This window comes from Bacillus sp. FSL R7-0685 (genome assembly GCF_038002425.1).
Taxonomy (GTDB): Bacteria; Bacillota; Bacilli; order Bacillales; family Bacillaceae; genus Bacillus; species Bacillus subtilis.
This window is the reverse complement of sequence record NZ_JBBOCN010000001.1, coordinates 3400288-3415010: the sequence shown is the minus strand read 5'-3', so window position 1 is coordinate 3415010 and position 14723 is coordinate 3400288. Positions and strand designations below refer to the sequence as shown.

Below are 14723 nucleotides of genomic sequence, written 5' to 3'. Positions count from 1 at the left end.
GGGAGGTTATAACAAAATATGCGATTCTCAGGGAGATTCAAGGGATACAATTTGCAGAAATTTCAGAAAGACTTGATTGCAGGTATCGTAGTAGGTGTCGTGGCAATTCCTTTAGGAATGGCGTTTGCCATTGCCTCGGGAGTCGAGCCTGAATATGGGCTATACACTGTTGTTATAGCAGGGATTTGTATTTCTTTATTTGGAGGATCAAAATATCAGATTGGCGGTCCGACGGGCGCCTTTGTCCCGATTTTATTCGGCATTATCATGCAGTACGGCTTGGAAAATCTGCTGATTGCGGGGTTTATGGCAGGAGTGATGCTGGTGCTGTTTGGGCTGTTTAAGCTCGGAAAAATAATGAAATTCGTGCCCAAACCCGTTATCGTCGGTTTTACAGCCGGAATTGCCGTGCTGATCTTTACGGAACAAATCGCTAATTTTCTCGGATTGAGAAATGTTGAAAAACATGAGAACTTTCATCACAACATGTTTGAAATTGTGCAGCAGCTCGGCACCTTTAACGTGTATGCCATTTTGACAGCTGTGATCGGGCTCGTCATTTTGCTTGTATCCGCCAAGGTGATGCCTAAAGTGCCGGGCGCTTTGTTGGCGCTTCTTATTTCCACAGTGGTCGCGGTTGTCTTTTTCCCTGACCGCATGGCAACGATTGGGTCAACTTATGGAGAAATCCCCCGCCATTTGCCTGAATTTCAGTTTCCTGAGCTTACTTTGGATAAAATGGTTATGCTGTTTCCGGCTGCGCTTGTCATCGCGCTTCTTGGAGGACTTGAGTCGATTTTGTCCGCAATGGTCGCTGATAACATGAAGGGCTCAAAGCATGACAGCAACAAGGAGCTTGTCGGCCAGGGAATTGCGAATATGGCAGCGCCCCTGTTTGGCGGAATCCCCGCTACAGGAGCGATTGCGAGAACGGCGACCAATATAAAAAACGGAGCGGTTTCCCCTGTTTCCGGCGTCGTTCACGGCGTAGTCGTTCTCCTTGTCCTGCTTGTATTTGCGCCTTATGCGTCCCATGTGCCGCTTGCCAGTATGGCACCGATTCTCATGGTGGTCGCATGGAATATGAGTGAGCGCAAGGAAGTCGCAAACATGCTGAGACTGAAAAATGCTGATTCCTTTATTTTGGCGGCGACCTTCGCCCTTACGGTTCTGTTTGACTTAATCATCGGTGTGGCAACCGGATTGCTGCTTGCATTCGTGTTCTTTATCAGAAGAATGAGCGAAGCGACCCGCATCCACAATCAGGAATCGCATCCTGTTCTGGCGAAGAGAGAAGATCCATCTGTCAGCATGTATGCCATAGAAGGGCCGCTGTTTTTCGGATCAATTGATTCCCTTGAATCGTCATTGCTGGAGCATGTACAGAAAAAACCGAAAACCCTCATTCTGCTCATGAATAAGGTGCACTATATGGATACGTCAGCTGAAGCGGTGCTTGGGAACATTATGAATCGAATTAAGCGCCACAATGGAAAGCTGATGATTGTAGGATTGCAATCGCAGCCAAAGGAGCTGCTGCATAAAACAGGCCTTTTTCACAAAATAGGAAAGCAGCATTTCTTTGATCACCATGATGAAATCACAGGTTAAAAAAAGCGGCCATCGCGGCCGCTTTTTTATGCATGCTCAAATCGTTTTGTCAGTTTTTCTTGGTGGGCCTTCATGACGTCTTCTAAAGAGACACCATACATATCAGCAAGAATGGCGATATTTCCGATGACATCTCCCATTTCTTCAATCAATTCTTGTTTTTGCTCAGCGCGTGACGATTCTTTCTCATCTGGCCGGTCTCTGCCGATTTCATACGCCCTGACAGCCCGGGCCAGTTCTCCGGCTTCCTCCATTAAAAAGCCGACGCGAATAAAAGGTCCGTATTCTGTCCAGCCTCTTTTTTCGTAAAACTCTTTCATCCATTTTTCTGCATCAGCCAGCTGCAACCTCATCACTCCTGCATTCTTTATGTATTTCATATTGATATTATCACATGAAGATGGGACAATATATAGTGTGTTTTTGAATGTTTAACACGATATATAGATGCGGAGATGACAAGATGAAAACCATTTGTGTATTTGCGGGATCAAACCCTGGGGGAAATGAAGCGTATAAAAGAAAAGCGGCAGAGCTTGGCGTGTATATGGCTGAGCAGGGAATCGGCCTTGTCTATGGGGGCTCCCGCGTCGGCTTGATGGGCACGATTGCTGACGCGATTATGGAAAACGGCGGAACTGCAATCGGGGTCATGCCGAGCGGTTTATTCAGCGGGGAGGTTGTCCATCAAAACCTGACTGAGCTGATTGAAGTAAACGGGATGCATGAACGAAAGGCTAAAATGAGCGAGCTGGCGGACGGCTTTATCTCGATGCCGGGCGGCTTCGGTACATATGAAGAATTATTTGAAGTGCTGTGCTGGGCACAGATCGGCATCCACCAAAAGCCAATCGGACTGTACAATGTAAACGGATATTTTGAACCAATGATGAAAATGGTGAAATACAGCATTCAAGAAGGGTTTTCTAACGAATCGCACCTAAAACTGATTCACAGCTCGTCACGGCCGGATGAGTTAATTGAGCAAATGCAAAATTATTCTTATCCGATTTTAGAAAAAAAGTGGACAGAAATTTAAAAAAGAGACTTTCTCATGGAAGTGGAGAGAATGAGTCTGACACCTAGCGTATGAATCCATGAAAAATCGAGTGTTTTTAACAAAGTGAGGTTTCCTTAAGGGAAATCTCTTTTTTATTTCTCTTTTGCCTGCATCGTATATTTAACAGTAATAGAGGACTTTATCACTAGTTTGGATAATAAGCACAGATAAGGAGGGGATGAAAATGGCAACATTGTCAGATGTGGCGAAAAAAGCAAATGTTTCGAAAATGACGGTATCACGAGTGATCAATCACCCTGAGACGGTGACAGATGAATTGAAAAAGCTTGTTCATTCTGCGATGAAAGAGCTGAATTACATCCCTAATTATGCGGCGAGAGCGCTCGTGCAAAACAGAACACAGGTTGTGAAACTATTGATACTTGAGGAAATGGATACGACAGAACCATATTACATGAACCTGCTGACAGGAATCAGCAGGGAGCTGGATCGCAATCACTATGCTCTCCAGCTTGTAACAAGAAATTCTCTTAATATTGGCCAATGTGACGGCATTATTGCCACCGGCTTGAGAAAGAACGATTTTGAAGGTGTAATAAAAGCGTTTGAGAAGCCGCTTGTCGTATTCGGGCAAAATGAAATGGGCTATGACTTTATCGATGTGAATAACGAGAAAGGCACTTTTATGGCAACCCGCCATGTTATGGGGCTGGGGGAGCGGGAAGTTGTCTTTTTTGGCATTGATTTAGATGAGCCTTTCGAACGTGCAAGAGAACAGGGGTATATACGGGCGATGAATAAAAGCTTTAAAAAATCGAATATGTTTCGGCTCGACAATAGTTCTAAGAAAAGTGAAGGCCTTGCAAGAGAACTGCTGAAATCCATGGACAATCAAGCCGCATTTGTCTGCGCATCTGATCGAATCGCGCTCGGCGTCATTCGTGCGGCGCAATCCCTTGGAAAGAGAATTCCAGAAGACGTTGCGGTTACCGGGAATGACGGTGTGTTTCTTGATCGCATCTCCTCGCCGCGCTTGACTACGGTCAGACAGCCTGTTGTTGAAATGGGGGAAGCCTGTGCGAAAATGTTGCTGAAAAAAATGAATGAAGACGGTGCTGCACAAGGAAGTCTATTTTTTGAACCAGAGTTAATTGTACGAGAATCAACGCTGTAAGCGCCTTATTCTGTTATCGGTAACAGGGTGAAAAGGATTGTTCCCACAATTTCATCATGATACTTTCAAACTATGAGCCGGCTTCAATAAAACGGAAATCAAAGGGGGAAACATGATGGAATATGCAGCGATTCACCACCAGCCATTCAGCACAGATGCTTATTCTTATGATGGGCGGACTGTGCATATCAAGATTCGGACGAAAAAAGGTGATGCAGATCACATTCGATTCATTTGGGGTGATCCCTATGAGTACAATGACGGCAAATGGTCGGCAAATGAGCAGCCGATGAGAAAAATTGCTGCTACAGAAATGCATGACTATTGGTTTGCTGAAGTGGTGCCGCCATTTAGGCGTTTACAATATGCGTTTGTTGTAACAGACGATCATGAAGACATCTTTTTCGGAAGTTCGGGTGTATGCCCTTATAACGAAAAAACACTGGAAACGATTCATTATTACTTTAAATTTCCGTTTGTTCACGAGGCTGATACATTTCAAGCGCCTGAATGGGTCAAGTCAACGGTTTGGTATCAAATTTTTCCGGAGCGTTTTGCAAATGGAAGAGAAGACTTGTCACCGAAGAATGCATTGCCGTGGGGGAGCAAGGACCCGGGCGTCAATGATTTTTTTGGAGGAGATTTACAAGGAATTGTTGACAAGCTTGATTATTTAGAGGATTTAGGGGTGAACGGCATTTATCTGACACCGATCTTTTCCGCGCCTTCTAATCATAAATACGACACGCTGGATTACTTTTCTATTGATCCGCATTTCGGGGATCCTGAGCTTTTTCGTACATTGGTCAGCCAGCTGCATCAGCGGGGGATGAGAATTATGCTTGATGCGGTTTTTAACCATATAGGAAGCGCGTCTCCGCAATGGCAGGATGTCGTCAAAAACGGAGATCAATCCCGCTATAAGGACTGGTTCCATATTCACTCTTTTCCCGTCACAGACGACAATTATGACAGATTTGCTTTTACAGCTGATATGCCGAAGCTAAACACGGCTAATCCCGAGGTGCAGAAATATTTGCTTGATATTGCTTTGTACTGGATTCGCGAATTTGACATTGACGGCTGGCGTTTGGATGTCGCAAATGAAGTGGATCACGTTTTTTGGAAGACATTTAGGCAGGCTGTATCTACTGAAAAGCCTGATGTTTATATTTTAGGTGAGATCTGGCATTCTGCCGAACCCTGGCTTAGAGGGGATGAATTTCATGCGGCGATGAATTACCCTTTTACAGAGCCTATGATTGAATACTTTGCTGACCAGACGATCTCAGCTTCACGTATGGCTCACCGTGTCAATGCACATTTGATGAATGGGATGAAGCAGGCCAATGAGGTGATGTTTAATTTACTGGATAGCCATGATACAAAGCGCCTTTTGACCAGATGCCGCAATGATGAGAAGAAAGCACGCGCATTGCTGGCCTTTATGTTTGCTCAGGCAGGTTCTCCCTGCATTTATTACGGAACAGAAATCGGGCTGGACGGCGAAAATGATCCATTATGCCGGAAATGTATGGTTTGGGAAAAGGAGAAGCAAAACCAAGACATGCTGCAATTTATGAAACGGTTAATTGCTTTACGCAAGCAGGAAAACACTTTATTGACTGAAGGACATCTTGAGTGGAATCGGCTGGACGACAAAAATGATTTCATTAGCTTTTCGCGGACTCTTGATGAAAAAATACTGATTTATTTCTTTAATCAAGGGAATGTGGTTCAACACGTCAGTTTACGAGAGTTGAATATTGATAGGAATAAGAAAATCTGTGATGCATGGACAGAGCAGCCGCTTCATCATCACGATGTCATTACCGTTCAGTCGGGAGAATTTTTGATTTTGAGTGCTGCCGCCCCTGTATAACATTCTGTTATCGGTAACAAATCGAAAGTTGTTGTAACCGCTTTCTACAGGACAATACAATTGTTATAGTTTCGTAAATAGAAGGGGGAAAAGAGATGGTTCTTTTTAAAAAGGGGTTCGCCATATTGGCGGCATCATTTCTGGCAATCGGCCTTGCCGCCTGCTCAAGTTCAAAAAATCCAGCAAGCGCTGATGGCAAAAAGGTGCTGACTGTGTCTGTCGAAGAAACGTATAAAGAATACATTGAAAGCATAAAAACAAAGTTCGAAAAAGAGAATGATGTCACAGTAAAAATTGTTGAAAAGCAAATGTTCGAACAGTTGGAGGCGCTTCCTCTTGATGGCCCGGCGGGTAATGCGCCTGATGTTATGCTTGCTGCATATGACCGGATCGGCGGTTTGGGACAGCAAGGACATTTACTTGACATTAAGCCATCTCATACAAAAAGCTTTGGTGATAAAGAAATGCAGCAGGTGACAGTTGACGGCAAAGTGTACGGAATGCCGCTAGTCATTGAGACACTTATTTTGTATTACAACAAAGATCTTTTAAAAACAGTGCCAAAAACATTTAAAGACCTTGAAAAGTTAACGGAAGATCCTCGATTCGCGTTTGCTTCGGAAAAAGGAAAATCAACCGGATTTTTAGCAAAATGGACTGACTTTTATATGTCGTACGGCTTATTGGCTGGATACGGCGGATATGTGTTTGGAAAAAACGGCACAGATTCCGGGGACATCGGCCTGAACAATAAAGGAGCTGTAGAAGCGGTGAAATATGCGGAGAAATGGTTTGAAACATATTGGCCGAAAGGAATGCAAGACAATTCAAGCGCAGACGACTTTATTCAGCAGATGTTTTTAGAAGGCAAAGCGGCTGCGATCATTGGCGGTCCTTGGTCAGCTGCCAATTATAAAGTGGCTAAATTGAACTACGGAGCGGCTCCCATTCCGACATTGCCCAATGGAGAAGAATATGCCCCTTTTGCGGGCGGGAAGGGCTGGGTAGCTTCAAAATATACAAAAGAGCCCGAGCTGGCTGAAAAATGGCTTGAGTATGCTGCAAATGATGCCAATGCTTACGCTTTTTATGAGGATACAAACGAAGTTCCGGCCAACACGGCTGCAAGGAAGAAAGCCGATGAGCAAAAGAATGAGCTGACGTCGGCTGTGATTAAACAATATGAAACAGCGACGCCGACTCCAAATATTCCGGAAATGGCTGAAGTATGGACAGGAGCGGAAAGTTTAATTTTTGATGCAGCTTCAGGAAAAAAATCGACACAAACATCAGCGAATGATGCTGTAAACGTCATAAAGGAAAATATTAAAGAAAAGTATGTGAAATAAAACGGCGGGATAGCGTCCGGAAGAATAGAGGGCGGAAAAAAATGAATAAACATCACACACTTGCAAAGCAAAAACGAAAGGCAGGGCTTTTATCGATCATTCCAGGACTTGGGCAGATTGCGAATCAGCAATTGTCAAAGGGGCTCTTATTTCTTGCCATCACAGGCTTGTTTGCTTTTGAATTATGCGTTTTCGGTATACAGGCGCTAACCGGATTGATGACATTGGGAAGTGTTCCCGGTGAAGACCACTCGCTGTTTATGCTGATTGAAGGCACGCTGCAATTGATCGTGACGGTGATTTTCCTCATGTTCTATATCTTTAATATTCATGATTCACGTAAGACCGCCGCTATGAAAGCGGCGGGTTTGGAAGTCAATACAACAGCCAAGGATATGATCTGTCATGCGGGCGATAAAGGGTTTCCATATCTATTTACACTTCCGGCATATATCATGATGGTGTTTGTGATTATTTTTCCGGTTTTGGTGACTCTGTTTGTTGCATTAACAAACTATGATTTTTATCATATTCCGCCTAATCGTCTGATTGACTGGGTCGGGTTTAAAAATTTCTTGAATATTTTTTTCCTTGGCTCCTATCGTGAAACATTTGTGAATGTACTGGGCTGGACGGTTATCTGGACAATCTGTGCAACAACGCTGCAAATCATTTTAGGTATTGTGACGGCCCTTTTCGTCAATCAGGATTTTATAAAAGGCAAGCGGATATTTCGAATGATTTTCTTATTTCCATGGGCTGTTCCGGCTTTTATTACAATCATGAGTTTTTCCAACATGTTTAACGACAGCATAGGAGCGGTGAATGCACAGGTGATTCCACTATTCAATCACCTGCCGTTTGTTGAGCTGCCTGCGATCGCGTGGAAGACTGATCCTTTCTGGACAAAGACAGCCCTCATTATGATTCAGACGTGGCTCGGCTTTCCATATATTTATGTCATGGTAACGGGAGTGCTTCAGGCGATTCCAGGTGAATTGTATGAAGCGGCAAAGATTGACGGGGCCACTTTTATTCAGCGTTTTCGGCATATTACATTCCCGATGATTTTATTTGCGACAGCACCCGTGATGATTACTCAGTATACGTTTAATTTCAATAATTTCTCGATCATCTACTTATTTAATGAGGGAGGACCAGGCAGTGCGGGAGCCGGGGCCGGGTCGACCGATATCTTAATTTCGTGGATTTATAAACTGACAACAGGCACATCACCCCAATATTCCGTTGCGGCGGCTGTGACACTGTTAATTTCTTTCATTGTCATTGGGATTTCACTGATTGCTTTCAAAAAATCGAATGCTTTTGGCAATGAGGAGGTTATGTAGGTGAACGCGAGAACTGCCAGAATGCTTAATAAAATCTGTACGTATTTATTTTTGACGCTTTTAAGTATTGTCATTATATATCCGTTGCTGATTACGGCATCATCAGCCTTCCGTGTGGGGAATTCGGCGGCTTTTCAGCTCGATTTTTCGGGTTCTTGGACATTGGATCATTTTAAGCGGCTATTTGACGAAACGCTTTATCTCAATTGGTACAGCAATACACTTGTCATCGCGCTATCGGTCATGGTTTTGCAGGTTACGATTGTGACACTTGCCGGGTACTCGTACAGCCGCTATCGGTTTGCAGGCAGAAAAAAGAGCCTGATATTCTTTTTAATCATTCAAATGGTGCCGACAATGGCGGCGCTGACTGCTTTTTATGTCTTGGCGATGCTGATAGGCGCACTCGATCAATACTGGTTTTTAACAGCGATCTATATCGGCGGCGGAATTCCGATGAACACGTGGCTGATGAAAGGTTATTTTGATACTGTGCCGAGAGAAATTGATGAAGCCGCGCGAATTGACGGAGCGGGACATCTGAGGATTTTCGCTTCAATTGTTCTGCCGCTTGTTAAGCCAATGCTCGCGGTACAAGCGCTTTGGGCGTTTATGGCACCATTTGGCGACTATTTGCTGGCGAAATTTCTGCTTCGCTCACCGGAAAGGCTGACCATCGCTGTAGGATTACAATCCTTTATTTCTAATCCGCAGCAGCAAAAAGTAGCTCTATTTGCAGCCGGTGCCATACTAGCCGCACTGCCGATATGCGTCTTATTCTTTTTTCTCCAAAAGAACTTTGTGTCCGGATTGACAGCCGGCGGAACAAAGGGGTAATTCAATGAAGAATCTGGAGAATAAAAGCTTTATCATCCGCTGCCTGAAGGCGGCTGCATCCCCATCAGGTGTTTGCCGCTACGGGAATACCTTCAGCTGGCTGCAGCTCTCTTTTCTCTTTCTGTTTTTAACGGCCTGCTTAATGGCGCCGTTAGCGGTTTCGTTTGTGAAAATGGATCGCTTCAGCGTTGCATCTTTTATGCCGTCAGCGATTCAAGGGGTTAATGATCAATTTGCTGATCAATTACAGGGTTTTCAAATCAGGAACGGAAAACTAACAGGCGGGAAGAGCTCTGAGAGGATTGAAGATGGGCAGAATGTGATGGCAGTCGATATGAAGCATGAATATGAGACAAGCGGTGAAAATGGGCGATTGAAAGTAACTGGATTTGAAAACGCCGTCATATTTCAACCTGATCAACTGGTGATCACCGATCAAAACGAAACGGGGTTTTCTGTTGGCTATGCGAAAATGGACGTTAAGCTCGAGAAGCCAAACGTCCATGATGTAGAGGTCTTGATCGATACATTGTGGTTGGCACAGTATAAGCCGATGATCATGATGCTGGCATATACGGTGGTTTCTATGATCCAGTTTTTGTTAACGTTTGTTCTTGCCGGAGGCCTTTGGATCACAAAAATAACAAACATGATCTCTATTGCGTCATTCAAGGAAGCAGTATCTACGGCGATTTGCGCCTCGGCACTGCCGGTATTTGCGGCAGCTGCTATCGGCATGGTTCATTTTGATTTGATTACTGTATTGATGATCCATTCGTGTGGCGTTACTTTGATGATCTCTTTTGCATTTAGATATTTGACCAAAGCCCGCCGTGATAATGGAAACTTACATTCGGGAGGAAATGATGATAAATCAGCGGTTATTTGAGATTGATGAATGGAAAATCAAAACAAATACATTTAATAAGGAGCATACACGGCTGCTGGAAAGCCTGACGTCTCTTGCCAATGGCTATATGGGGGTCAGAGGGAATTTTGAAGAAGGCTATTCAGGTGACAGTCACCAAGGCACATATATTGCAGGCGTGTGGTTCCCCGACAAAACGCGAGTCGGCTGGTGGAAAAACGGGTATCCGGAATATTTCGGAAAAGTGATCAATGCGATGAACTTTATGGGCATAGGCTTATATGTTGACGGTGAAAAAATCGATCTCCATCAAAACCCAATCGAATCATTTGAGGTAGAACTCAATATGAAAGAGGGGATTCTGCGGCGAAGCGCTGTTGTCAGCATTCAGGATAAATCCGTCAGAATCAGGTCAGAGCGGTTTCTTAGCCTTGCTGTAAAAGAACTCTGTGCGATTCATTATGAAGCGGAGTGCCTGACGGGAGATGCTGTCATTACGCTTGTTCCTTACCTGGATGGAAATGTGGCAAATGAAGATTCTAACTACCAAGAACAGTTTTGGCAGGAGGAAGCGAAAGGTGCTGATTCTCACAGCGGCCATTTAGCGGCAAAAACAATCGAAAATCCATTTGGAACACCGCGCTTCACGGTTTTAGCCGCAATGGCAAACGAGACGGAGGGTTTTGTCAATGAAAGCTTTAAAACGACTGAAATGTATGTCGAGAATCGCTACAGTTATCAAACGAAGGCATCATTGAAAAAGTTTGTGATTGTCACGACTTCACGTGATTTTCGTGAGGAAGAGCTTTTATCGAAAGCCAAGGAGCTTTTGGCGGATGTGGTTGTGTACGGCTATGAAAAAGCAAAACGGAGGCACACTGATCGATGGAAGGAAAGATGGGCAAAAGCGGACATTGAGATTAAAGGAGATGAGGAGCTACAACAAGGAATACGCTACAACATCTTTCAGTTATTCTCGACATATTACGGGGGCGATGCCCGTTTGAATATCGGGCCGAAAGGATTTACTGGCGAGAAATATGGAGGTGCCGCATATTGGGATACTGAGGCGTACGCCGTTCCGATGTATTTGGCGACAGCCGAGCCGGAGGTGACGAAAAACCTGCTTTTGTATCGCTTTCATCAGTTGGAGGCTGCCAAACGAAACGCTGCAAAATTGGGGATGAAGGGGGCACTTTATCCGATGGTGACGTTCACCGGTGATGAATGCCACAACGAATGGGAAATCACCTTTGAAGAAATTCACCGCAATGGCGCGATCTGTTATGCGATCTACAATTATATCAATTATACAGGCGACCGAGACTATATGGAAGAATACGGGATAGACGTTCTTGTGGCAGTCAGCAGATTTTGGGCCGACCGTGTTCACTTCTCGAAACGAAAAAATAAGTATATGATCCATGGCGTCACAGGGCCGAATGAATACGAAAACAACGTTAACAACAATTGGTATACGAATGTCATTGCGGCTTGGACGTTGGAGTATACTCTACAAAGTCTCGAAAGTATCTCAGCGGAGAAACGCCGCCTTCTGGATGTGCAGGAAGAAGAATTGAAAGTCTGGAGAGAAATCATCCAGCACATGTACTATCCGTATAGTGAAGAACTGCAAATTTTCGTTCAGCATGACACGTTCTTGGACAAAGACCTGCAAGCAGTAGATGAATTAGATCCAGCGGAGCGACCTCTTTATCAGAATTGGTCATGGGACAAGATTCTCCGCTCCAATTTTATTAAGCAGGCAGATGTTCTCCAAGGCATTTATCTTTTTAATGACCGTTTTACAATGGAAGAAAAACGGCGAAATTTTGAATTTTATGAGCCGATGACTGTTCATGAATCAAGCCTATCGCCCTCTGTCCATGCGATTCTCGCAGCCGAACTCAAGCTGGAAAAGAAAGCGCTCGAATTATATAAGCGCACAGCAAGGCTTGATCTTGATAATTACAATCATGATACGGAAGAAGGCTTGCATATTACTTCAATGACGGGGAGCTGGCTGGCAATCGTTCATGGTTTTGCAGGCATGCGCACCGCGAATGAGACGCTGTCATTTGCTCCGTTTTTGCCGAAAGAATGGGACGAATATTCATTCAACATCAATTATCGAAATCGATTAATCAATGTGACGGTTGACGAAAAGCGCGTTATTTTTGAGCTTGTAAAAGGCGAGCCGCTGCACATGAACGTTTATGAGGAACCAGTTGTCCTACAGGGACGATGTGAAAGGAGAACGCCTAATGAGTGAATGGTGGAAAGAAGCTGTCGTTTATCAAATTTACCCGCGCAGTTTTTATGATGCCAATAGAGATGGATTCGGGGATTTGCAAGGTGTGATTCAAAAGCTGGATTACATCAAAAATCTCGGGGCGGATGTCATCTGGCTCTCCCCGGTATTTGATTCCCCGCAGGATGACAACGGATATGATATCAGCGATTACAAAAACATGTACGAAAAGTTTGGGACAAATGAAGATATGTTTCAGCTGATTGATGAAGTCCATAAACGCGGAATGAAAATCGTCATGGATTTGGTCGTGAACCACACGTCGGATGAGCATGCTTGGTTTGCTGAAAGCCGCAAGTCGAAGGACAATCCTCACCGGGATTATTATTTTTGGAAAGATCCTAAATCGGACGGCTCAGAGCCGAATAATTGGGGATCGATCTTTTCAGGCTCAGCGTGGACATACGATGAAGGAACAGGGCAGTATTATTTGCACTACTTTTCGAAAAAACAGCCTGATTTAAATTGGGAAAACGAAGCCGTTCGCCGGGAAGTTTATGATGTAATGAGATTCTGGATGGATAGAGGCGTTGACGGCTGGCGGATGGATGTGATCGGCTCTATTTCTAAATACACCGATTTTCCGGACTACGAAACGGATCACAGCCGCAGCTATATTGTCGGCCGTTATCACTCTAACGGCCCACGTCTTCATGAGTTTATTCAAGAGATGAACAGGGAAGTGCTTTCTCATTACGACTGCATGACAGTCGGAGAGGCAAACGGCTCTGATATTGAAGAGGCGAAAAAGTACACAGATGCAAGCAGGCAAGAGCTGAATATGATCTTTACATTTGAACATATGGATATTGATACAGAACAAAACTCGCCAAATGGGAAATGGCAGATCAAGCCGTTTGATTTGATTGCTTTAAAAAAGACGATGACAAGGTGGCAGACCGGGTTAATGAATGTCGGCTGGAATACCCTGTATTTTGAGAACCATGACCAGCCGAGGGTTATTTCCCGCTGGGGCAATGATGGGAAGCTGCGTAAAGAATGTGCGAAGGCATTTGCAACGGTTCTACACGGCATGAAAGGAACGCCGTTTATTTACCAGGGAGAAGAAATCGGCATGGTCAACAGCGATATGCCGCTGGAGATGTATGATGATCTTGAAATAAAGAATGCATATCGTGAACTAGTCGTCGAAAACAAAACGATGTCAGAAAAAGAGTTTGTCAAAGCCGTGATGATAAAAGGAAGGGATCATGCGAGAACACCGATGCAGTGGGATGCCGGAAAACATGCGGGATTCACAGCCGGAGACCCGTGGATACCGGTAAATTCCCGCTATCAAGATATCAATGTGAAAGAGTCCTTGAAAGATCAAGATTCGATTTTCTTTTACTATCAGAAGCTCATTCAATTACGAAAGCAATATAAGATTATGATATATGGCGATTATCAGCTGTTGCAGGAGAATGATCCGCAGGTCTTTTCTTACCTTCGAGAATATCGAGGGGAAAAGCTTCTTGTCGTTGTGAATTTATCGGAAGAAAAGGCTCTGTTCGAAGCGCCTCCAGAACTGATTCATGAGCGTTGGAAAGTGCTGATTTCAAACTATCCGCAGGAGCGGGCTGACTTAAAGAGTATTAGCCTCAAACCTTATGAAGCTGTGATGGGCATTAGTATATGAAAGCGGTCATTTTTGATTTAGACGGAGTGATAACAGATACTGCTGAATATCATTTTCTCGCTTGGAAGCACATCGCAGAACAAATTAATATCCCTTTTGACAGAGACATGAATGAAAGGCTAAAAGGAATCAGCAGAGAAGAGTCACTTGAAAGCATATTGATCTTTGGCGGTGCGGAAACAAAGTATACAAATGCGGAGAAACAAGAGCTTATGCATCGGAAAAATCACAATTATCAAACGTTGATCAGCAAATTGACGCCGGAAGATCTTTTACCGGGGATTGGCAGGCTCCTATGTCAATTGAAAAACGAAAATATAAAAATCGGGTTAGCATCTTCAAGTCGCAATGCTCCTAAGATTTTAAGACGTTTGGCAATTATCGATGATTTTGATGCTATTGTTGATCCGACGACTCTTGCGAAGGGGAAGCCTGATCCTGACATCTTTTTAACAGCTGCAGCGATGCTCGATGTTTCCCCTGCTGATTGCGCGGCAATAGAAGACGCAGAAGCAGGCATTTCCGCAATCAAATCTGCAGGGATGTTTGCGGTTGGTGTCGGTCAAGAACAGCCGATGCTTGGTGCTGATCTGGTTGTGAGGCAGACGAATGATTTGACGCTTGAGCTGTTACATGAGGGATGGGAGCAGTATAGAATAAAAAGTGTTTAAATGAAAAAACC

Annotated in this window: 12 protein-coding genes; 11 read left to right on the top strand and 1 reads right to left on the bottom strand. The window is 44.2% G+C overall.

The genetic code is table 11. From position 1 onward, the window contains the following. Positions 1 to 18 precede the first annotated feature (18 nt). Positions 19 to 1611: a SulP family inorganic anion transporter gene (locus MKY50_RS17810; RefSeq protein WP_003228175.1), complete on the top strand. Its 1593-nt coding sequence runs from the start codon at positions 19 to 21 to the stop codon at positions 1609 to 1611. Between the two features lie 26 nt (positions 1612 to 1637). Here the strand turns inward: MKY50_RS17810 and MKY50_RS17805 are convergent, their stop codons facing one another. Further along, positions 1638 to 1958 carry a MazG nucleotide pyrophosphohydrolase domain-containing protein gene (locus MKY50_RS17805; protein WP_003242570.1) on the bottom strand — a complete coding sequence of 107 codons (321 nt, stop codon included), beginning with the start codon at positions 1956 to 1958 and terminating at the stop codon, positions 1638 to 1640. Positions 1959 to 2074: 116 nt separating this feature from the next. Here MKY50_RS17805 and MKY50_RS17800 point away from each other — a divergent pair, with 116 nt between their 5' ends. The 10 genes from MKY50_RS17800 to pgmB all read left to right on the top strand — a co-directional run bounded on the left by MKY50_RS17800 (position 2075) and on the right by pgmB (position 14712). Further along, the gene (locus MKY50_RS17800) at positions 2075 to 2650 is read left to right on the top strand and encodes an LOG family protein (RefSeq protein ID WP_003228180.1); all 576 of its coding nucleotides are present in this window, start codon (positions 2075 to 2077) and stop codon (positions 2648 to 2650) included. 205 nt (positions 2651 to 2855) lie between these two features. Continuing rightward, on the top strand, positions 2856 to 3806 hold the full coding sequence (locus MKY50_RS17795; protein WP_116315822.1) for a LacI family DNA-binding transcriptional regulator: 951 nt from the start codon (positions 2856 to 2858) through the stop codon (positions 3804 to 3806). Positions 3807 to 3918: 112 nt separating this feature from the next. Then, the gene (mdxD, locus tag MKY50_RS17790; RefSeq protein WP_341117041.1) at positions 3919 to 5688 is read left to right on the top strand and encodes a maltogenic alpha-amylase; all 1770 of its coding nucleotides are present in this window, start codon (positions 3919 to 3921) and stop codon (positions 5686 to 5688) included. A 95-nt stretch (positions 5689 to 5783) separates the two neighbouring features. Then, positions 5784 to 7037: a maltodextrin ABC transporter substrate-binding protein MdxE gene (gene mdxE / locus MKY50_RS17785; RefSeq protein ID WP_326248625.1), complete on the top strand. Its 1254-nt coding sequence runs from the start codon at positions 5784 to 5786 to the stop codon at positions 7035 to 7037. Positions 7038 to 7078: 41 nt separating this feature from the next. Then, on the top strand, positions 7079 to 8386 hold the full coding sequence (mdxF, locus tag MKY50_RS17780; protein WP_014478063.1) for a maltodextrin ABC transporter permease MdxF: 1308 nt from the start codon (positions 7079 to 7081) through the stop codon (positions 8384 to 8386). After that, complete coding sequence (mdxG, locus tag MKY50_RS17775) at positions 8387 to 9223, top strand: maltodextrin ABC transporter permease MdxG (protein ID WP_080479591.1); 837 nt, start codon at positions 8387 to 8389, stop codon at positions 9221 to 9223. It abuts the gene before it with no gap. A 4-nt stretch (positions 9224 to 9227) separates the two neighbouring features. Continuing rightward, positions 9228 to 10112 (top strand): DUF1189 domain-containing protein, encoded by an 885-nt coding sequence (locus MKY50_RS17770; RefSeq protein WP_341117039.1) that lies wholly within the window; start codon positions 9228 to 9230, stop codon positions 10110 to 10112. Continuing rightward, the gene (gene mdxK, locus MKY50_RS17765) at positions 10090 to 12363 is read left to right on the top strand and encodes a maltose phosphorylase (RefSeq protein WP_341117037.1); all 2274 of its coding nucleotides are present in this window, start codon (positions 10090 to 10092) and stop codon (positions 12361 to 12363) included. Before MKY50_RS17770 ends, mdxK begins: the two co-directional genes overlap by 23 nt. Continuing rightward, positions 12356 to 14041: an oligo-1,6-glucosidase gene (gene malL / locus MKY50_RS17760; protein ID WP_181217464.1), complete on the top strand. Its 1686-nt coding sequence runs from the start codon at positions 12356 to 12358 to the stop codon at positions 14039 to 14041. Before mdxK ends, malL begins: the two co-directional genes overlap by 8 nt. Then, positions 14038 to 14712, top strand: coding sequence for a beta-phosphoglucomutase (gene pgmB / locus MKY50_RS17755; RefSeq protein ID WP_264099284.1), 675 nt, complete (start codon positions 14038 to 14040; stop codon positions 14710 to 14712). The genes malL and pgmB overlap by 4 nt, the downstream gene beginning before the upstream one ends. Positions 14713 to 14723 lie beyond the last annotated feature (11 nt).

Bases quoted from the DNA above. Each gene is read 5' to 3' on its own strand.
- MKY50_RS17810 (WP_003228175.1), top strand. From the start codon at position 19: ATGCGATTCTCAGGGAGATTCAAGGGATACAATTTGCAGAAATTTCAG.
- MKY50_RS17800 (WP_003228180.1), top strand. From the start codon at position 2,075: ATGAAAACCATTTGTGTATTTGCGGGATCAAACCCTGGGGGAAATGAA.
- MKY50_RS17795 (WP_116315822.1), top strand. From the start codon at position 2,856: ATGGCAACATTGTCAGATGTGGCGAAAAAAGCAAATGTTTCGAAAATG.
- mdxD (WP_341117041.1), top strand. From the start codon at position 3,919: ATGATGGAATATGCAGCGATTCACCACCAGCCATTCAGCACAGATGCT.
- mdxE (WP_326248625.1), top strand. From the start codon at position 5,784: ATGGTTCTTTTTAAAAAGGGGTTCGCCATATTGGCGGCATCATTTCTG.
- mdxF (WP_014478063.1), top strand. From the start codon at position 7,079: ATGAATAAACATCACACACTTGCAAAGCAAAAACGAAAGGCAGGGCTT.
- MKY50_RS17770 (WP_341117039.1), top strand. From the start codon at position 9,228: ATGAAGAATCTGGAGAATAAAAGCTTTATCATCCGCTGCCTGAAGGCG.
- mdxK (WP_341117037.1), top strand. From the start codon at position 10,090: ATGATAAATCAGCGGTTATTTGAGATTGATGAATGGAAAATCAAAACA.
- malL (WP_181217464.1), top strand. From the start codon at position 12,356: ATGAGTGAATGGTGGAAAGAAGCTGTCGTTTATCAAATTTACCCGCGC.
- pgmB (WP_264099284.1), top strand. From the start codon at position 14,038: ATGAAAGCGGTCATTTTTGATTTAGACGGAGTGATAACAGATACTGCT.